Raw genomic sequence first — 19942 nt, 5'->3', positions numbered from 1 at the left:
AGAGCCTAAAAGAAATAGTCGAAGCTATAGGAGGTCACACTAATCCACAGCGTCTATGTTAATTATATACTAAAAAATTAAATAAACTAGAAATAGTGCTTTTATAGCTCTATTTCATTATACAAGGAGGTAACAATGATAACCAAGAGAATTATCCCGTGTCTGGATGTGAGGGACGGGAAGGTAGTTAAAGGGGTTAAATTTGAAGGTGTCAGAGATGTGGAAGATCCTGTAAAGCTTGCCGGGATATACAATGAAATGGGAGCTGACGAGCTGGTATTTTACGATATCACTGCTACCAACGAGGGAAGAAAACTTTTTACAGATATTGTTAAGGAGGTGGCAGACCAGGTATTCATACCTCTCACAGTAGGAGGAGGGATCAACACTTTAGGCGACTTTGACAGGGTGCTAAAGGCTGGGGCAGACAAGGTAAGTGTCAATTCAGGGGCCATAAAAAATCCTGAACTCATAAGGGAGGCTGCACTGAAATACGGCAGCCAGTGTGTGGTCCTGTCTGTAGATGTAAAAAGGGTAGATGGTATATTCAAGGTATTTTTAAACGGGGGAAGAAAAGAAACAGAATTGGAAGCTGTAGAATGGGTTAAAAAAGGATGTCACCTTGGAGCAGGAGAAATAGTGGTAAATAGTATAGACACAGATGGTGTCAAAGGCGGATTTGACCTGGAGCTCTTAGAAGCTGTAAGCAATGTGGTGGATGTACCTGTTGTTGCTTCCGGGGGAGCTGGAAAGATGGAGGATTTTAAAATACTTTTTGAAAGACTTCCAAAAGTGGATGCAGGGCTGGCTGCTTCTATCTTTCACTTTGGAGAGGTAAAAATACCCGATCTTAAGAGGTACTTAAAAGATTGCGGAATTGAAATCAGAATATAGTTTGAGGGGAGTAAATATGGAAAATATAAAATTTGATAAAAACGGACTAATACCTGCCATAATTCAGAACTCTAACAGCGGGGAGGTACTGATGTTAGCCTATATGAACGAAGAAAGCTATAAGAAAACTCTGAATACAGGATACACATGGTTTTATTCCAGAAGCAGACAGGAACTTTGGAACAAGGGAGCTGTTTCAGGAAATACTCAGAAAGTAAAAGAAATATCCTATGACTGCGACGGGGACACTCTTCTTATAAAGGTTGAACAAAAAGGTCCTGCGTGCCATACAGGAAAAAAATCATGTTTCTTTAACAGGGTGACACCTGCAAAAAGTATGACCATGGGAGAGGTGCTTTTTACCCTGGATGATATTTTAAAAGACAGAAAAACCAGCCCTGTGGAAGGTTCCTACACTGCTTACCTGTATAAAGAGGGGGTAGATAAGATCCTTAAAAAGGTAGGAGAAGAGTGTGCAGAGGTGATTATCGCTGCCAAAAATCCCGATAAATCAGAACTTATATATGAGGCAAGTGACCTTATATACCATCTTTTAGTGCTTTTAAAGGATCAGGATGTAGAGCTGGAAGATATAAAAGACCAGCTTATGGGAAGAATGAAATAAGAGATTTATACCAACACCTTTCAATTTTAATAAATTAATGATATTGTTATGCATACAAAACCTCCATCATGAATTTCCAGTGAATTCCTATGATATCAGGTTTTGTATGCTTTTTTTATTTAAATTATTCTCAAATTCTCCATTAAGATTATACAGCCAATATATATATATGTTATTATAAAGTAAAACTTAATTCAAATAGACTTTTTATTCTAATGAATTTATAGCTCTATTTTACTACACGAGGAGGAGAGTGCATGATTAAGCTTAGTGATTGTGTTGGATTTATAACGAATAAAGCTTCAAAAAAAATTGCAGATGTTTTCAATGAAAAATTAAGTGCTCATGAGATTACAAGGGTTCAATGGACGGCCTTATATTTTTTAGGTAAATGGGAATATATTAATCAAAGTGAGTTAGCTGAAAAGATGGATATAAAAAAATCTACAATAGTAAGATTGGTTGACCGAATGGAAAAGGAAGGATATGTCCGGCGGAAAAAAGATATAAAAGATAGGAGAATAACATATATATGCTTAACCGAATTGGGTAAAAAATTGAGAAAAGAATTGTTACCCTTTGGTGAAGAGTTTAGTAAGTTAATCACTAGAGATATTTCTCATGAGGAGATTGAAATATTTAAAAAAGTGTTGAATAAATTGGTTGAAAATGCACAACTTAGCGAGTAATAGATAATTTAAGATAATATATATATAATTATTAATAAAAATCTTGATTTATTAAATAGATAATGTTATTATCTAGGCAAATATAGTTGCTATACTAACTACTGTTGTGACAACTATTGAAAAAAGAAAATGGGGGGATAAAAATGAAAAAAAATCCAAGAGTACTATTAGACGCATTTATGGGAGGACTGCAAGATGTAGGTGAAACTAGTGGAGAACATGTAAACGCTTTTATGGGACTATTAGGGGCAGCTTATAAACCGGGAACACTGGATACAAAAGCTAAAGAGTTGATAAGTGTAGCCATTGGAGTTTATAATCGTTGTGAATATTGCATCGTATTTCATGCCTATAAAGCTTTAGAGGCAGGAGCTAATCGTGAAGAAATCATGGAAGCTGCAATGGTATCGGTAGCTTTTGGTGGAGGACCTGCTATGGCATACAGTGCAACACTATTAAAAGATTCAATAGATGAATTTGAGAAAGATTTTAAATAATATTTAATTGTAGATAAAAGGCAGATTACTTTAACTGCCTTTTCTTTATATGAATAAATCAAAGTTTTTGAATGGGGGAGGAGCAATGATGGAAATAAAACTTGAACAATTATCCGGAGAGAGTAAAAGCGGAAGTGTGGGAAAAATAAATGTAAAAATAGGGGATGAAATAAAAACAGGTGATATCCTGCTTCAGGTAGAATCTCAAAAAGGAAATGTTTCTGTGAAATCTAATGCCAGTGGTATTGTTGAAAAAATAGCAATAGATGAAGGAAATACAGTTAATATAGGGGATGTTTTATTTGAAATAGACGGAGTGCAAAATGAGGAATCCACTGAAAAAACAGGCGGATTTAATTATTTTGGTAATTTAATGAAACCTCAAAAGCAAGAAATAGAGGCAGATATAACTATAATAGGAGCAGGTCCGGGGGGATATGTTGCAGCAATTCATGCAGCAAAGCAGGGAAAAAAAGTGGTTATAATTGAAAAAGAACATGTAGGAGGGACATGCTTAAATCATGGATGTATACCTACAAAAGCACTTGTACGTTCATCGGAAATCTATAGAAATATGAAAGAAGCTGACAGTTTTGGTATTTTTGCTGAAAATGTTTCTGTGGATATGGGAAAAGTTATTGATAGAAAAGATAAGATTAAAAATCAGCTTAAAAATGGAATAGAATATCTATTGGAAAACCATAATATAGAAAAGCTTCATGGGAAGGGCAAAATTATAGATGCAAATACCGTATTTGTAAAAACAAACAGAACAGAAATAACTATAAATACTAAAGATATAATAATCGCCACCGGATCGGAATCTTCAACTGTACCTATTAAAGGAATCGAGTCTAAGAATGTATTAACAAGCAAAGAAGCTCTGAATATGACCAGTCTGCCTCAAAAATTAGTAATAGTTGGTGGAGGAGTTATAGGGATGGAATTTGCTTTTATTTATGAAAGCTTTGGAGTGGAAGTTTTTGTGGTTGAATATGCAGATGGAATATTAGCTTCATTAGATGAGGATGTATGTGATGAAATCAGTAAAATTGCAGTGGAAAATGGGATTAAATTATATACCGGTTCAAAAGTTGGAGCAATAGATGAAACTGAAAATGGCGGAGCTGTAGTTTCATTTATCAAGGAAGGAGAAACTAGGTATATTTCATGTGACAAAGTACTGGTTGCAGTTGGAAGACAGCCATATTTTAAAGGGTTGGGCCTTGAAGAATTAGGCATTGAAATGAATGACGGTAAAAAAGGTATCAAAATAAATGAAAAAATGCAGACAAATATCCAAAATATTTATGCTATAGGTGATGTTACAAATGTCCTGCAATTAGCACACGTTGCTTCCCACCAGGGAATGGTTGCTGTGGATAATATTTTAGGAGAAAATAAAATTATTGATTACTCTACAGTTCCAAGTGCTATTTTTACTGAACCTGAAATAGCAGTTGTAGGAATTACTGAAAAAATAGCAAATGAAAAAGGGATAGAAATTGTAGTGGGAAAATTTCCCATGTCTGCTAATGGCAAGGCATTGACATTGGGAGATCCTAAAGGTTTTGTTAAAATAATAAAAGAAAAATCAACCGGGAAAATAATAGGCAGCACAATAATAGGGCCCCATGCAACAGATCTACTTTCTTCTGTGACATTGTGTATAAATAACGGGCTTACTACGGAGCAGATAACAGAAACTATATTTGCACACCCGACAACTGCCGAATCAATACATGAAGCAGCACTGTCTGTAGAAGGGGGGGCTATCCACTTTGCATAGTAATATTTCAACCAAAATAATATGTTCAACATCGTATAACCCGTGGCATAATCTGGCTTTTGAAGAATATCTGCTGGAAAAAGTTAAAGAAAATGAAATGATATTATATCTGTGGCAAAATGACAATACTATTGTCGTAGGAAGAAATCAAAATCCATGGAAAGAATGTAAGTGTAAAGATTTTGAAGGAGACGGTGGAAAGATAGCCCGGAGATTATCCGGCGGGGGAACCGTTTTTCACGATATTGGAAATTTAAACTTTACCTTTGTTATGGATAAAAAATTATATGATTTAGAAAAACAGCTCAGTGTAATCCTTAAAGCTGTGAACAATTTAGGAATTGACGCTGAATTTTCAGGAAGAAATGACATATTAGCAGGGGAAAGAAAATTTTCAGGAAATGCATTTTATGAAAAAGAAAATTCATCATATCATCACGGAACTATCCTTGTTGATGCAGATATGGATAAATTGAGTAAATATTTAAAAGTATCCAAAGAAAAAATTGCTTCTAAAGGAATTGAGTCGGTTCGTTCCAGAGTAGTGAATTTGAAAACCATTAAAGGGGACATAACCATTGAAAACTTAAAAGATAATATTATGAGTAGTTTTCTTGAGATTTATAAAGGTAAATCAGATATAGAGTATGTAGAAGACCAGAATTTTATAAAGGATTTATATGAAAAATATTCTTCCTGGAAATGGAAATATGGAGAAACTCCTAAGTTTGACATAAATTTTGTAAACAGATTTACATGGGGAGAAATAGATCTGAATTTAAATTTAAAGGATGGTATGATTGATTCTATAGTTATTTATTCCGATGCAATGAATAGTATTTTTATTAAGGATATGGAGTGTGAATTATTAGATTCACCATTTAAAATGGAATTTATTTCTGAAAAACTAGATAATATCAACTGTAAAGTTGATGAAAAAAATATGATTTTTGAGATAAAAGAATGGTTAAAAAGTAAAATTGGATAAGGGAAAGAAAAAGTAAACAAAAGGAGCTGTTCTTTTTTGAAAAACCTCTTATAAGCTGATTTTTTTACTAAATATTTCCAAAATGAAAAAAAAACAGATAATTTGTCATTTATTCTTTCTAGCTGTATAAATAACAAGGAATCTAAATAGTAATATTATTGGCTTTCTAATGTCTTGGGGTTATACAATTATTAGCAGGGATGGTGTTGAGATAATATGAACTTAATTGAATTTATTAAAGAACAGAGTCAATCATTAACAGAGTTAGTGGATCTGCTTCCTATCCCGATCTTCTATAAAGATAGAAAAGGAGTATATTTAGGATGCAATCAGGCATTTGAAGAATTTATAAAACTTTCAAAAAAAGAGCTGATAGGAAAAACAGTACACGAACTGTTCCCCAAAAAAGAAGCGGATGTTTATTTCCAGAAAGATGAAGAGTTATTTAACAGTCCGGGGATTCAACTTTATGATGGAAAGGTAGCGACCCATGAGAATGATTCATACAATGTTCGTTTTCATAAAGCCACCTTTAAAAATGATAGGGGGGAAATCACCGGGCTTATTGGTGCAGTGTTTGATATTACCAAAGAGGTGATACAGGAAAAACATTTAGATAGACTTGCTTCCTATGATGAACTCACAGAACTCTATAACAGGCGTAAGGGAATGCTTCTATTGGAAGAACAGATTGAAAAAAGTAAATGTGACAACATTCCATTTTCAGTTATTATGATGGATATAGATCACTTTAAAAAAATCAATGATAACTACGGCCACACTTATGGAGATGAAGTTCTTAAGATTATTTCACAGGTGCTGAAAAGTAATTTGAGAGATCAGGATGTAGTTTTTAGACATGGCGGAGATGAGTTTATCTATTTCCTGCCAGGGATAGGTAAAGAAGACGGTTTTTTAATTTCGGAAAGGATACGGGAGAGTATATTGAAGAGGTTTAAGAATCACGAGAAAAAGATATGCAGAGATATCAGTGCAAGTTTTGGGGTTGCAGTATTCCCTGATGACGGGAATACCTCTGATAAGCTCATCACTAGAGCAGATGATGCAATGTATAGAGTTAAAACAAGTGGACGTAGCGGGGCTGGATTTTGATTCATAGAATTTCCTTTAATGTTTGGTGGTACAAACATTGGGCAGGATTTTTCTATGGATCTTTTTTTTTTGCATTTAATTATACAGCACAAGATAAAAAAAAATAGGGACAGCTAACAAAATAAATGGGAAAAAGTGTTTTCTATATCGATATTTAGATTATACACTCAGTGAGTTAGGAATAAAGTTCTGAAAGTCCAGAAAAATTAATAAAAAATAATAATAGATGAAAAATTCATTCTAAATCCTTATTTTTAAAGGTCTTACAGGGGTAGACCTGATTTTTTCCTCCACCTCTATAATTATATATATATTATATTGTTAAAATATATGGTGTTTATGGAGTGTGGTTCATTATTTTTTCAGCTAACTGGATCTCACTGTGCTCTACTAGAACCTACTGGAAGTAAAAAAAAGATATGAATTATAGATCACAATATATATATATAATATATTATTTGAGTTTTTTTAGTATATAAAGCATATTTCTATCAATTTGACGCTTCCTTTATTCGTGTATTATAATTGCACAAACAGATGGTTGGCCGACCTTATAGTTTCAAAAAAGTATAATCGATGTATGGTGATTATGATTTACATCGGGGGAGATTCATTATGATAGATTCGGATATTCTTTATCAGTTAATTTTAGCAAATAAAGACAAGTGTAAAGGGGGGAAGGTAGCGGACTATATCCCGGGTTTGAAAAATGCCAATAAGGAAAATTTTGGAGTTTGTCTTATTGATAATAATAACAAAGTTTCTTGTGCTGGAGATTATGAGAAAAAATTTACCATCCAAAGTATATCAAAACCCTTAATTTTAATGCTGGCAATATTGGACAATGGAGAAGATTATATCTTTTCAAAGATAGGAATGGAACCTACCGGGGATCCCTTTAATTCTATAAAAAAATTAGAAACATCTTTAAGCAAGCCTTTTAACCCCATGATAAATGCTGGAGCAATAGCAGTCTCCTCCATGATAAAAGGAAGCACTTCAGAGAATAAATTTAACAGAGTTCTAGATTTTATAAAGAAAATTTCAGAAAATCCTAATTTGGATTATGATGAAGATATCTATATGGGAGAAAAAATAACTGGAAATAAAAATAGAGCCATGGCTTATTTTATGAAAAATGATGGGATTATAGAGGGAGACGTAGAGGAAGCTTTAGATATCTATTTTAAACAATGTTCCATAAGGGTATCTGCATTTGATCTGGCAAAAATAGGACTTTTTCTTGCAAACAACGGAGTGACCAGCTATGGGGAAAGGGTTATTACAGAACATACTGCGAAATTAATAAAAAGTCTGATGGTTACATGTGGGATGTATGATGGTTCAGGAGAATTTGCAGTAAGGGTGGGAATACCTGCCAAATCAGGAGTAGGCGGCGGAATACTTTCACTTGTTCCAGGAAAGATGGGAATAGGAGTTTATGGTCCTGCTTTAGATTCCAAAGGGAATTCCATAGGAGGATATGCTCTTTTAGAGGAGATGTCTAAAATTCTCTCTTGCAGCATTTTTTAAAAATAAAACACATAATAAGGAGGAACAGATGCTTAATTTAATCAATAATATTATCGATACAGGAAATACAATTTTATGGTCTTATGTACTTATAGCAGTTTTAATAGGGGTAGGGTTATTTTTCACCCTGAAGACGAACTTTATCCAATTTCATTATATAGGAGAGATGTTTAAAGTTTTAGGAGGAAGTGGTTCGAAAAAAGAAGGAGGAGTATCAGCATTTCAGGCATTCTGTATAAGTGTGGCCTCCCATGTAGGGACAGGTAACCTTGCAGGGGTTGCAATAGCAGTTTCTGTAGGAGGTCCGGGAGCAGTATTCTGGATGTGGGTTATTGCCCTTATAGGAGCAGCTTCAAGTTTTATCGAAAATACCCTGGCTCAGGCATTTAAAATAAAGGATAAAAATGGTTATCGTGGGGGACCTGCCTACTATATGGAAAAAGCCCTGGGAAAGAAAAAAATGGGAATGGTTTTCTCTGTACTTATAACAATATCATTCGGACTTGTTTTCAACTCAGTTCAAGCAAACACTGTTTCATTTGCCTTTGAGGAAGCTTTTGGTTTGAGTAGAGTCGCTGTAGGATTAGGACTGAGTGTTCTTACTGCCATGGTTATATTCGGAGGTGTTAATAGGATAGCAAGAGTTTCTGAGATTTTGGTACCTGTTATGGCTACAGCATATGTTTTAGTTGCGTTATTTGTAATTGCAAAGAATTTCACCCTTATTCCTGGAGTGTTTGCTATGATTTTTGAAGGAGCTTTTGGAGTGAAAGCTGCAGCAGGCGGGGGGATCGGAGCTGCCATGATGATGGGTATCAAAAGGGGACTCTTCTCCAATGAGGCTGGTATGGGATCTGCTCCAAATGCCGCTGCCACTTCTGAAGTAAGTCATCCTGTAAAACAAGGTCTTCTTCAGACTTTGGGAGTTTTTGTGGACACTATATTAATATGCAGTTGTACTGCTCTTGTGGTTCTTATTTCAGGAGCTAACCAGACTGAAGGACTCACTGGAATTCAACTTACTCAGACAGCTCTTTCTTCACAAGTTGGTTCTTGGGCTAATCTATTTATCGCTGTATGTATCATGTTATTTGCATTTAGTTCAATCATAGGTAACTACTACTATGGTGAATCCAATATAGAGTTTCTTAAGGTGAACAAAAATTGGCTTCAAGTATTTAGAATATCCGTAATATTCATGGTTTTCTTTGGAACTCAATCAGCCGTATCGGTAGTATGGAATATGGCAGATCTCTTTATGGGTCTTATGGCTCTTATGAACCTATATGCTATAGTTAGACTAGGTCATATTGCAGTGGATATCCTGGCTGATTATAAAAAACAAAAATCCCAAGGGAAAGATCCTGTATTCATAGCTTCTAATATAAAAGGGTTGGAAAAAGCTGAAGTTTGGACAGAGGAACATGCAGATCAATTTAGAGAAAAAGAAGTGGAACCTGTAAATGTTTAAAAATTTATAAAAATTATCATTAAATTTGACCCTTGTTCTAAATTCAGGACAGGGGTTCTTTATATCCGTGTTTCCTAAATACTTTGTATTCTATTGGCTTATATAGTATAATTTCACTATATTTTGCAATAGTTTTAATAAAAGCAACCGACGTTGCATTGGTGAGGTGGCATTTTGAACAAATATTTTTCTTACTTTATACTCCTCCTTCTAACTAAAAATTTACGTTACTATTTCTTTGAAAGGGAACTTGAGTTTTCTGGAGCGGTATTTACACTTTTTCTTCTGATTCTCATAGACCAAAAGATTAATTTAAAAAAAATTATGGGTTTGTTTGCAGGGATATTTTTTATAGATATCTTCGTACTAAATTGGGTTCTTTTTAATTATGCCTTTGAAAAGTCCTATTCTATGGCTCTCCCGGCGGTATTTTACTACTATACTTTTTTATTGGGCTGCATAATAATTGATATTAAAAAATATAATCATGGTAAAAAGATGGTTATCCTCCTAATTATGGATTTCGTCTGTAATTTTTTAGAGCTTCTGGTTAAAAACAGTCATCATCTCCCCCTAATCAACTATATGATCATAGCTATTATCATAAGGGGAATCATAGTATATACCATATTTCTCGCTTATAAAAAAAAAGAGATGTTGATACTTCAAGAGGAACACAACGATAAATATATGAAATTAAATTTAATGGCTTCGGATCTTGAAGCCGAATCTTTTTACCTAAAAAAAATATCTGCCAATGTGGAAGCCCTCATGAAAAAAGCGTATACTTCCTATAAAACAGTATCAGATATAGAGGAAGCCAAAAAATATTTTCTAGATCTATCCAGGGAGATACACGAGTTAAAAAAAGATTATACAAGGGTAGTGCTGGGTTTAGATAATCTTTTTAATAAATTTGAACATGAGGAAATTATATCCCTCTCAAAGATTGGGGATATAATAAAAAACAATACCAAACGCTACCTTATGGAAATAAACCTAGATATTCTTTTTAAGGTTAAATTCAAGGATAACTTTAAAATCAGGTATTATCATAAAATATTTATAGTGGTAAATAACCTTATTATTAATGCCATAGAAGCCATGGCTGAGGATGTGACCTCTCTTATATCTAATTTAAAAATTGAGGTTGTGCAGTATAGTGATGATGACTATATCTACATCGTTGTATCAGATAACGGTCCTGGGATACCTGATGGATTTTTTGAACTTATATGCAATCCAGGGTTTACCACGAAGTTTAACAAAAAAACAGGGATTCCTTCTACAGGGATGGGACTTTCCCACGTAAAAAACATAGTAGATGAAATGGAGGGAGATATTGATATAATATCTTCTAATGAATCAGGGACAAGATTTGAAATAAAACTTCCCATTAAAAACTTTAGAGGTGATACAGCATGAAAAATAGAATTATTATAATTGATGATGATATATCTATAAGGAAAATGCTTCGTTTTATAATAGAAAAAAATTCCCTGGGACAGATCATTGAAGAATTATCTTCAGGTGACAAGGCATCAGAATTGATAAAAATCTATAATCCGGATATAGTTTTAATAGATTTCCTCCTTCCTGAAAAAGATGGGGTAGAGATTATAAAAGAGAGTATAAAAAATGGGTATAGGGGAAAATTTATCATGATATCCCAAGTAAAGGATTCAGATATGATAGGCGAGGCCTATAAACAAGGAGTACTTTTCTTTATCCATAAACCCATCAATGAAATAGAGGTGAAAAGTGTCCTAGAAAATATCATAAAAACTATAGAGGTAGACAGGTCCATGGAGATTATAAGGACTACTTTGATAAATACTGCTCCTCCTAAAAAGGAAGAGAGTAAAGATGACTTGAAAAAAATATTTTCCGATCTTGGTATAATTTCTGAATTTGGAATAAATGATCTTAAAAAGGTAATTTTATCTATAATGATCCTCAAAGAACGAAATTCTTCTAAACCTTATCAATTAAAGGATATATTTCAAGAGGTAATAGAAAACTATAAAATTAATGATGGAGTTGATATTAATTTTAAAAGTTTTGAACAGAGGATAAGAAGATTAGTGTACAAAGCCTTTGAAAATATCTGCCATGTAGGAGCAGAGGATTTTTATAACCCCATTTTCTCTAAATATTCAAATATACTTTTTGATATGGGTGAGATCAGAAAAGTCATAAATAATTTTGACGGAAATGAGGAAAAAAAAGGAAAAATCAATGTAAAAAAATTTATAGAGGGGATAGTATTGAAGGTTAGATAATTTTAATCTATAATAATTTCAGAAGGTTTATACGTAAGAAACCTATAATTAACAGATAGTTTGTTATTTAATGTTTATAACTGTATAATGTAACAAGGAGGCTAACTACAGCTAAAAGTATTTATTATTGTCGGTTTTGTCATACGCATAGTGTTATGTAATTATTAGTAGGGATCGTGTTGAGGTAAAATGAACTTAATAAAATTTATTAAAAATAACAGTGAATCATTGACAGAGTTAATAGAGTTACTCCCTATTCCTATTTTTTATAAAGACCGAGAAGGGGTATATTTAGGGTGCAATAAAGCATTTGAAGGGTTTGTAAAACTTCCAAGAGAAGAGGTAATAGGAAAGACAGCATATGAACTATTATCCAAGAAAGAAGCAGATCTTTATTTCCAGAAAGATCAAGAGTTATTCAATAATCCAGGTATTCAAATTTTTGATGGGAAGGCAGCATCATCTGAGAATGATTCATATATTGTTCGGTTTCATAAAGCAACCTTTAAAAATGATAAGGGGGAAATCACCGGGCTTATTGGTGTAGTATTTGATATAACCAAAGAGGTGATGCAGGAAAAATATCTAGATAAACTGGCTTCCTATGACGAACTTACAGAACTCCATAACAGGCGTAAGGGAATGCTTCTATTGGAAGAACAGATTGAAAAAAGTAAAGGTGACAATATTCCCTTTTCAGTTGTTATGATGGATATAGATCATTTTAAAAAAATCAATGATACCTATGGTCATAGTTATGGAGATGAGATCCTAAAGGAAATTTCACAGGTATTGAAAAATAACTTGAGAGATCATGATATAGTTTTTAGACATGGTGGAGAGGAGTTTATCTACTGCCTGCCCAAGACAGACAAAGAGGAAGCTTTTTTAGTATCGGAAAGGATACGACAGAGTATATTGAAAAAGTTTAAGAATTATGAGAAAAACGGATGCAGACATGTTACTGCAAGTTTTGGAATTGCAACATTTCTTGATGACGGGGACAGCGTCCACCATCTGATTAATAGAGCAGATCATGCAATGTATAAAGTTAAAACAAGTGGACGTAATGGGGTTGGGTTTGCTGATATAAGATAATTAATATGGATAGAGCCAGGCTTAGGTGCCTGGCTTTAATTCTATATTCTACTTAATTTTAATGGGAAGAAAAGGAATTTGGTTAATAATGCCTATAATAGAGCTAACTACAGTAATTATGGTTCTTTAAATTAGGAGGTGTATAAAATGTTTGATATTACGTTTAAACCAATTGGATATATTTCATCTCCCTTTAAAAGAGTTGAAGAAATCCCAGCTCAAAGCATCCATGCTAAAGAAAAAGTAGCCACTATAAAGCTTATGGAAGAGTATCGGAAGATAGGAGGATTATTATGAAAATTTGTACCTTCCCGAATTGTGCGTATTTATCAGAAACCTCTAGAATGATAGAGCTATACAAAGAAATGAAATCACGAGGTGAAGAAGTTGTTATGGCTACTCACGGCGGACCCTATGAGTGGTTATTTAAAGAAGAAGGTATTGAATATAATCTTGTAACACCTCACTTTAGTAATGAAAGGGCAAGAGACTTTGTTCTAACTAATACCGGAGAAAAAGGACTGGCAGAATTTTATACAGTAGAGGAATTAGATGAACATGTAGGTAGTGAAATTCAATTCTTTAAAGAACAAAACATAAAAAAAATAGTCACAGGATTTACACTATCGTGTGCTATATCTGCAAGGGCATTAAAAATTCCATATTATGTGACCCATTTAGGTTCCTTTGTTCCGCCTGTATTTGAGAAAAAAATGCTGGTACCTACATTGGTTACTAATTTTAAAATATTTAAAGTTATTCCCCGATCATGGTTGGTAAATTTGGTAAATGGGTTAATGTATAAGTCAAAAATGGCAACAAAGTCTTTTAATAAAGTGGCAGTGAAATATGGTGTTGAGCCATTTATGAGTATGGAAGAAATAATGATGGGGGATGTAATTGTCGTAACAGATGTACCTGAGATTTTGACTATATCAAAAGAGGAAATAGAAAATTGGAAACCGGAAGGGAAATATAAAAAATACTACAATCATCCAGTGAAGCTCAGATATGGAGGTGCTATTTTTGCAAAACTATTTGGCGATGCGAGTGATGAAATATTAAATTTTTTAGATACTGATAAAACAAAGATCTATGTTGCTTTAACATCTGGTCAATCAGCTGTCATCGAACGTGTTTATGAAGGTATAAAGGATTTAGATGCAAAGATTGTAATCCTTAGTACCGTTCACAAAATTAAAGAAACCAGTCACGATAATATTCTCGTTGTTGATCATCTACCATCACATAAAGTGATGCCCCTTATGGATGTGGCAATAATTCATGGTGGACAGGGTAGTGTTCAGACAGCCATTGATGCAGGTACACCAATTGTTGGTATTCCATTACATGTAGAACAGGGTCTTAATGTTGCCAATGTAGAAAAACATGGTGCAGGTATTATGCAGATAAAACATGATATTGATCCAGAGGAAGTTCGAGAAAAAGTAGAAAGAATTCTAGGAGATATTAGTTATAAAGAGAATATGAAAAAATTATCTATTTATCAAAAACAAGTTGATGGGGTTGTTAAAGCAGTTGATATTATACTTGAATAAAATTAAGAACTGCAGCCTTACAGGCTGCAGTTCTTTTATATCAAAATTGGATTCCCTTTAATACCTCTTCCATATACTCTGCTTTTACTCCGCTGGCATCCCAATCACCATCTATTACCGTAACAGTTATATATCCTCTGTTAGATTCAGTCAAGTCTGTTTCTATACTTATATCTTTTATCTCAGCAGAAAATTTTTCCATATCATTGTAGTTATAGATTTTGCCATCTTCGCCATATTTATAGTTTTGAAAATCTGTATATACATTTTCATTCCCTATAAATTTTAAACCTTTTACACTCCCTAGTGGATAATTGATACTTATTCCAGTTCCTAATGGCATAATCATCCTGCCTGCTTTCCATTCATCTGATAATTTTTCAACTATATTTGCCGTATAGTCTACTGCCGGTTCTAGATGTGAACCTAAGTTTTCATCGTCACCGCCATAGTATACCAAACTAACTGCCATAGATGGATAACCATGTCTTATTGCTCTGGCTGCTCCTCCTACAGTTCCAGAGTTAAACTGCACCTCTCCAAAGTTAGGTCCATCATTTACTCCAGATATTACTAAATCAGGCTTTTCATCCATTAATAGGTTGACTGCTACCTTAAAACAATCTGTCGGACTCCCTTCAAAGGCATATTTTCTCTCTCCATATTTTACCAATTTATGAGGTTTCTTATTCCATTTAATAGAAGTCCCAGCTCCACTCTGATTATCAATAGGAGCCACTATCCATACTTCGTGCCCTTTAGACTCTAATTCTTCATACAACATCTGAGCTCCAAGAGCATCATAACCATCATCATTAATCATTAATATTCTCATAGGTCTTTCCAATCTTTTATTGACAGCTACCCCATTATCTACCAGTTTTTCGCTTGTTCCTGTGCTAGTACATCCTGTAACTGCTAATATTAAAGATAAAATTATTACTATTTTTTTCATCATATTAATCTCCCTATATTTTTTTTAAAACTCTTTATAAACTATTTCTTTCTATGATATTTTTATACCAATGAAAACTTTTCTTCTTCAGTCTTTTGTTTGTCCCATTGCCATCATCGTCTTTATCGACATAGATGAGTCCATATCTTTTTGACATCTCACCAGTACTAGCACTTACCAAATCTATACATCCCCAAGGTGTATATCCCATCACTTCTACCCCATCATCTATAGCAGTTTTGATACTACTAATATGACTTTTTAAGTAATCTATTCTATAATTATCTATGATACTTCCATCCTCTTCTACCTTATCTTTTGCCCCTAATCCATTTTCTACTACGAATAGTGGTAACTCATATTTGTTATACAACCTTTGTAGGATAATGTTAAGCCCTATTGGGTCTACTTCCCATCCCCATTCACTGGCTTCCAAGAACGGATTCTTAACTCCAGCTAACATATTTCCACTAGTTTTATTCATATCTTCATCTACAGTTATAGTTCCAGACATATAATAACTAGCTGAAATAAAATCTACAGTATTTTCTGCAATTAATTTCATCTCTTCATCTGTACTTTCAAGGGTAATGTTTTTCCTTTCTAATTCTTTTAATATAAAACTAGGATAACGACCCCTTACCTGTACATCCAATGGAAAATCAACAAATTTCATCTCCTCTTTCTGAGATTCTCTTTGGTTTAACGGGTTTGAATCATACCCATACATAGGTAGGATTATAGACATGCACCCTATCTGCACATCTTTTCTTAAGCTTTTAGCATATTTTATTGCTTTTGCCCCGGCAACAAACTGGTTATGCATGGCTTTATACAGATTTGCTTCTTTCGTTTCCTTGTTATTATCTATGAATCCCAATGAAAATAATGGAAAGTGAAAAGCACTATTAATTTCATTAAATGTAAGGAAATATTTTACCCTGCTAATATATCTATCAAATACTACCTTTGTATAGTTTTCAAAGAACCCTATTACTTTTTTATTCTTCCAGGCTCCATATTTTTTTGTCAGGTTAAGGGGCATTTCATAGTGAGAAAGGGTAATAAGTGGTTCTATTCCATAACTTAATAGTTCGTCTACTACCCTATCATAAAATTCTAAGCCCTTTTCATTTGGTAGTTTTTCATCGCCATTAGGAAAGATCCTGCTCCAGTTTATAGACATACGAAACACTTTGAATCCCATCTCAGCAAATAATTTAATATCTTCCTTATAATTGTTATAAAAATCTATACCTTCATGGTTAGGATATACATTTTTTTCCCTGTCTATTTCAAAGTCAAAATCCGGTTGGTTAATTATTTTAAACCTTTCCTTCCCACCTGGTAATATATCTGCAATACAAAGACCTTTTCCATCTTTGTTATACGCTCCTTCACATTGGTTTGCAGCTGTTGCTCCTCCCCATAAAAATCCCTTAGGAAATTCACTTCTATTCATTTATACCACTCCTTTTTTATAATATTATTCTTAATAATTCTTCACTAAAGTTTATTTTTTCTTTCCCAGTATTTATTACTTCACTATAATCATCTGAATTAGATATAATAACCGGCGTATGCAGTGAGTACCCCTCTTTTTTTATCATATCCATATCAAATTCCAGCAATAAGTCTCCTGCCTCTACTATAGCTCCTTCAGCTACTTTAGGGTAAAAATGTTTTCCTTTTAGCTGTACTGTATCTATTCCTACATGCATGAGTATTTCTGCTCCGTCTTCCGTTTCCATAGCTACTGCATGACCTGTTGGGAAAAATACACTTACTTCTCCGCTTACCGGTGCTACCAGTTTACCTTCTGTAGGTATTATTACAACGCCCTTACCTAAAGCTCCTGATGCAAAAGCTTCATCTGCTGTTTCAGTTAAGTTTTTTACCAAACCCTTCAATGGGCTATAGATTTTTCCCTTTTCAACTTCTATTTTCTCTCTTTTTTCCACTACTTCTTCATCCTTATATCCAAAGAAGTATGTAACAAGGAATGCTAGTATAAATCCAACTGTCATCGCTGCCATACCTCCCAAGAACTCCATACCCAAGCCTCTTTCTGGATGTATAAATGTAGGTAATCCAAATATTCCAAGTCCACCCATCATAAATATTTTACTTCCAAAGAAACCTGATATTCCCCCCGATATGGATGCCGCTATACAAGAGATTATAAATGGTTTTTTTCTAGGCAGTGTTATTCCATATATAGCTGGTTCAGTTACTCCAAATGTTCCTGATATAACTGCTGATAAAGATAATGCTTTTAGTTTTTTATCCTTAGTTTTTAATAATATTGCCAATACAACTCCTGTTTGTGCAAATGAAGCCCCAAAAATAGCTGCAAGGATTGGATCAGATCCAAGTACTGTCAAATTATTTATCGCTAATGGAACAAGTCCCCAATGCAGACCAAATATTACAAATATTTGCCAGAAACCACCCAAAAATAAACCTAATAATATAGGGCTAAAATTATTGATAGACATAGTAATAATTCCCAATAATTGTCCTGCCCATGTTGCTAAAGGACCTATAACTATTAATGTTATCGGCATTACTAACAATAATGTACAAAATGGAACTAAAAATAGCCTTACAACACTTGGTATTACTTTATTAAAGAATCTTTCTACCTTTGAACTAAACATCACTGCAATTATTATAGGTATTACACTGGATGAATAATTCATCAATATAACCGGTATTTTCATAAAAGTCACATGTATAGGAGATTCTATAGATGTTCCTTGAAATAATGTAAACAGTGTCTCGCCGGATCTTAATCCTCCTAAAGTTGGATAGACCAATGTTGCTCCTATAGCCATACCTATAAATACATTACTATTAAACTTTTTGGCCGCTGTATATCCTAAGAATATAGGAAAGAAATAAAAGAAACTATCTCCTGTAGCTAGTAGTATTTCATAAGTACCTGAACCTGCAGATATAAGTCCAAGTGCTGCAAGTAAAGCTGTAAATCCTTTTATCATCCCGGTTGCGGCTAATAGACCTAAAACAGGTGTGAATACTCCCGATATTACATCTATTACTCTATCTAGAACTTTCCCCTTTGGAAGATCTTCTTCTTCTTCTTCTTCTTCTTCTTCTTCTTCTTCTTCTGTATTATCTGCCTCTATTCCGGCTATTTTTATAAGCTCTTTATATACATCTGGTACATGATTCCCTATTACAACTTGATATTGTCCACCACTTTGCACTACTGTTGTTATTCCGTCTAACTTTTTCAAAGTTTCTGTTTCTGCTTTCCCCTCATCTTTTAATTTGAACCTCAATCTTGTTATGCAGTGTGCCACACTTCTGATATTTTCAGCACCCCCTATTAGATTTATTATCTCTTTTGCTAATTCTTTATAACTCATATAATCCCCTCCTTTATCTGTATAAAGTATATATTTTATTTTAATTTTGTTCAAAGGCACTGTTTTTGATCTGTTTTCGTCATAAAAAACTTGAATTCAGACAAAATATAGCTTATACTACTAAAGTAGAGAAAAATAAAACTAATTTTTCGTCTTTAAACAACAACTATTTTTTTTTTCATAAGGGAGGATTATGTATTATTTTTTAAAAAAGCAGGACTTCAACCTTGAGAAGTACGACTTTGACATAGATATTTCACCTAGACTAACAAAAAAAGAGCAGGAAATTTTAAATTTATTCCTGACTTATTTTGATTTAGAAAAGGAATACTCTGAATTCATCTTTGACTTTAAGGTTTTCAATTTAACTATTGAGGAACTTAAAAAATATATTTACAGCATGAATAAAAAAGTAATTAGCGCATCTATATATAAAGGGGAAAAGGAATTGACATCCCTTTACTTTAGTATTTTCAATATAGTGGTATTTCAGGAAAATAAAGTAATATACAAGCTATCGGAGGAACTTCGTTTAGCTCATAATTATGGCAATTTTTTTAATCGATTTAATATCTTAGCTATATTAAGGTTCAAATCTATGTATAGTTATAACCTTTTTAAATTATTTATAAAGAATGTTAGTCCTAAGAAGGAATTTGAGTTTGAGTTAAATTTAATCGATTTCAAAAAAGTTTTAAATATACCAGAGGATAAGTATAAAAGATTTTATGATTTTGAAGCAAAGGTTTTAAAGCCTGTATTAAGAGATTTGGAATTGGTTACTCCACATATCTATATAGAAAAGATTAAAAGTCAAAAAGGTAAAGGGTCAAAAATTACAGGAATTAAATTTCATGCAATCAATCCCTTTCACATAGAAGTTAATAAAGATACGAATCTGTTATTAAAAGAATTTACAGATTATATAGAAGATTTTTCTATAGCTTATGAAAATGTTTATTCCTATAGAAAAACTCATTCATTATTAGATACAAGAAATTATATTTTGCAGAACACAGACTCCATATTTAGTATTAAAAAAAAATGAGCCTTGGAC

Annotated in this window: 18 protein-coding genes; 15 read left to right on the top strand and 3 right to left on the bottom strand. The window is 33.3% G+C overall.

Annotation, left to right across the window (positions count from 1 at the left end):
• The first annotated feature begins 135 nt into the window (after positions 1 to 135).
• From hisF to DYH56_RS06305, 14 genes are all read left to right on the top strand, one after another.
• Entirely contained in the window at positions 136 to 894 is a 759-nt protein-coding gene (gene hisF, locus DYH56_RS06365; protein WP_114642031.1) for an imidazole glycerol phosphate synthase subunit HisF, read from the top strand.
• A gap of 16 nt (positions 895 to 910) precedes the next feature.
• Positions 911 to 1519, top strand: coding sequence for a bifunctional phosphoribosyl-AMP cyclohydrolase/phosphoribosyl-ATP diphosphatase HisIE (hisIE, locus tag DYH56_RS06360; protein WP_114642030.1), 609 nt, complete (start codon positions 911 to 913; stop codon positions 1517 to 1519).
• A 257-nt stretch (positions 1520 to 1776) separates the two neighbouring features.
• Positions 1777 to 2208, top strand: a complete 432-nt coding sequence (locus tag DYH56_RS06355; RefSeq protein WP_114642029.1) for a MarR family winged helix-turn-helix transcriptional regulator — start codon at positions 1777 to 1779, stop codon at positions 2206 to 2208.
• A 143-nt stretch (positions 2209 to 2351) separates the two neighbouring features.
• The gene (locus tag DYH56_RS06350) at positions 2352 to 2705 is read left to right on the top strand and encodes a carboxymuconolactone decarboxylase family protein (RefSeq protein ID WP_114642028.1); all 354 of its coding nucleotides are present in this window, start codon (positions 2352 to 2354) and stop codon (positions 2703 to 2705) included.
• A gap of 88 nt (positions 2706 to 2793) precedes the next feature.
• Positions 2794 to 4494, top strand: a complete 1701-nt coding sequence (gene lpdA, locus DYH56_RS06345; RefSeq protein WP_114642035.1) for a dihydrolipoyl dehydrogenase — start codon at positions 2794 to 2796, stop codon at positions 4492 to 4494.
• On the top strand, positions 4487 to 5482 hold the full coding sequence (gene lplA, locus DYH56_RS06340) for a lipoate--protein ligase (RefSeq protein WP_114642027.1): 996 nt from the start codon (positions 4487 to 4489) through the stop codon (positions 5480 to 5482). Before lpdA ends, lplA begins: the two co-directional genes overlap by 8 nt.
• A 216-nt stretch (positions 5483 to 5698) precedes the next feature.
• A complete protein-coding gene (locus DYH56_RS06335) occupies positions 5699 to 6595 on the top strand; it encodes a GGDEF domain-containing protein (RefSeq protein WP_114642026.1) in 897 nt (298 codons plus the stop codon).
• 615 nt (positions 6596 to 7210) lie between these two features.
• On the top strand, positions 7211 to 8128 hold the full coding sequence (gene glsA / locus DYH56_RS06330; protein ID WP_114642025.1) for a glutaminase A: 918 nt from the start codon (positions 7211 to 7213) through the stop codon (positions 8126 to 8128).
• A 28-nt stretch (positions 8129 to 8156) separates the two neighbouring features.
• Positions 8157 to 9599 (top strand): alanine/glycine:cation symporter family protein, encoded by a 1443-nt coding sequence (locus DYH56_RS06325; RefSeq protein WP_114642024.1) that lies wholly within the window; start codon positions 8157 to 8159, stop codon positions 9597 to 9599.
• A gap of 174 nt (positions 9600 to 9773) precedes the next feature.
• Complete coding sequence (locus DYH56_RS06320; protein WP_114642023.1) at positions 9774 to 11024, top strand: ATP-binding protein; 1251 nt, start codon at positions 9774 to 9776, stop codon at positions 11022 to 11024.
• Entirely contained in the window at positions 11021 to 11881 is an 861-nt protein-coding gene (locus DYH56_RS06315) for a DNA-binding domain-containing protein (protein ID WP_114642022.1), read from the top strand. Before DYH56_RS06320 ends, DYH56_RS06315 begins: the two co-directional genes overlap by 4 nt.
• 189 nt (positions 11882 to 12070) lie before the next feature.
• On the top strand, positions 12071 to 12979 hold the full coding sequence (locus tag DYH56_RS06310; protein WP_114642021.1) for a GGDEF domain-containing protein: 909 nt from the start codon (positions 12071 to 12073) through the stop codon (positions 12977 to 12979).
• A 147-nt stretch (positions 12980 to 13126) separates the two neighbouring features.
• Complete coding sequence (locus DYH56_RS15960) at positions 13127 to 13276, top strand: SAM-dependent methyltransferase (RefSeq protein ID WP_158539082.1); 150 nt, start codon at positions 13127 to 13129, stop codon at positions 13274 to 13276.
• Entirely contained in the window at positions 13273 to 14538 is a 1266-nt protein-coding gene (locus DYH56_RS06305) for a glycosyltransferase (protein WP_114642020.1), read from the top strand. The genes DYH56_RS15960 and DYH56_RS06305 overlap by 4 nt, the downstream gene beginning before the upstream one ends.
• A gap of 40 nt (positions 14539 to 14578) precedes the next feature.
• On the opposite strand, the gene surE is transcribed toward DYH56_RS06305, so the two are convergent.
• The 3 genes from surE to DYH56_RS06290 are packed head-to-tail and all read right to left on the bottom strand — an operon-like array spanning position 14579 to position 18885.
• A complete protein-coding gene (gene surE / locus DYH56_RS06300) occupies positions 14579 to 15493 on the bottom strand; it encodes a 5'/3'-nucleotidase SurE (protein WP_158539081.1) in 915 nt (304 codons plus the stop codon).
• 34 nt (positions 15494 to 15527) lie between these two features.
• Positions 15528 to 16955, bottom strand: a complete 1428-nt coding sequence (locus tag DYH56_RS06295) for a glycoside hydrolase family 1 protein (protein ID WP_114642018.1) — start codon at positions 16953 to 16955, stop codon at positions 15528 to 15530.
• Positions 16956 to 16971: 16 nt separating this feature from the next.
• Positions 16972 to 18885, bottom strand: coding sequence for a beta-glucoside-specific PTS transporter subunit IIABC (locus DYH56_RS06290; RefSeq protein WP_114642017.1), 1914 nt, complete (start codon positions 18883 to 18885; stop codon positions 16972 to 16974).
• Between the two features lie 193 nt (positions 18886 to 19078).
• Here DYH56_RS06290 and DYH56_RS06285 point away from each other — a divergent pair, with 193 nt between their 5' ends.
• Positions 19079 to 19933 (top strand): replication initiation protein, encoded by an 855-nt coding sequence (locus DYH56_RS06285; protein WP_114642016.1) that lies wholly within the window; start codon positions 19079 to 19081, stop codon positions 19931 to 19933.
• Positions 19934 to 19942: the final 9 nt, after the last annotated feature.

Source organism: Psychrilyobacter piezotolerans, from assembly GCF_003391055.1.
Lineage (GTDB): Bacteria > Fusobacteriota > Fusobacteriia > Fusobacteriales > Fusobacteriaceae > Psychrilyobacter > Psychrilyobacter piezotolerans.
The sequence above is the reverse complement of the archived record's forward strand: the minus strand, read 5'-3'. Positions and strand labels throughout refer to the sequence as shown.

Excerpts from the sequence above, each read along its gene's own strand:
- glsA (WP_114642025.1), top strand. The coding sequence starts at position 7,211 with ATGATAGATTCGGATATTCTTTATCAGTTAATTTTAGCAAATAAAGAC.
- hisF (WP_114642031.1), top strand. The coding sequence starts at position 136 with ATGATAACCAAGAGAATTATCCCGTGTCTGGATGTGAGGGACGGGAAG.
- DYH56_RS06335 (WP_114642026.1), top strand. The coding sequence starts at position 5,699 with ATGAACTTAATTGAATTTATTAAAGAACAGAGTCAATCATTAACAGAG.
- hisIE (WP_114642030.1), top strand. The coding sequence starts at position 911 with ATGGAAAATATAAAATTTGATAAAAACGGACTAATACCTGCCATAATT.
- DYH56_RS06355 (WP_114642029.1), top strand. The coding sequence starts at position 1,777 with ATGATTAAGCTTAGTGATTGTGTTGGATTTATAACGAATAAAGCTTCA.
- lpdA (WP_114642035.1), top strand. The coding sequence starts at position 2,794 with ATGGAAATAAAACTTGAACAATTATCCGGAGAGAGTAAAAGCGGAAGT.
- DYH56_RS06295 (WP_114642018.1), bottom strand. The coding sequence starts at position 16,955 with ATGAATAGAAGTGAATTTCCTAAGGGATTTTTATGGGGAGGAGCAACA.
- DYH56_RS06310 (WP_114642021.1), top strand. The coding sequence starts at position 12,071 with ATGAACTTAATAAAATTTATTAAAAATAACAGTGAATCATTGACAGAG.
- surE (WP_158539081.1), bottom strand. The coding sequence starts at position 15,493 with ATGAAAAAAATAGTAATAATTTTATCTTTAATATTAGCAGTTACAGGA.
- DYH56_RS06285 (WP_114642016.1), top strand. The coding sequence starts at position 19,079 with ATGTATTATTTTTTAAAAAAGCAGGACTTCAACCTTGAGAAGTACGAC.
- DYH56_RS06290 (WP_114642017.1), bottom strand. The coding sequence starts at position 18,885 with ATGAGTTATAAAGAATTAGCAAAAGAGATAATAAATCTAATAGGGGGT.
- DYH56_RS06315 (WP_114642022.1), top strand. The coding sequence starts at position 11,021 with ATGAAAAATAGAATTATTATAATTGATGATGATATATCTATAAGGAAA.
- DYH56_RS15960 (WP_158539082.1), top strand. The coding sequence starts at position 13,127 with ATGTTTGATATTACGTTTAAACCAATTGGATATATTTCATCTCCCTTT.
- DYH56_RS06350 (WP_114642028.1), top strand. The coding sequence starts at position 2,352 with ATGAAAAAAAATCCAAGAGTACTATTAGACGCATTTATGGGAGGACTG.
- DYH56_RS06325 (WP_114642024.1), top strand. The coding sequence starts at position 8,157 with ATGCTTAATTTAATCAATAATATTATCGATACAGGAAATACAATTTTA.
- DYH56_RS06305 (WP_114642020.1), top strand. The coding sequence starts at position 13,273 with ATGAAAATTTGTACCTTCCCGAATTGTGCGTATTTATCAGAAACCTCT.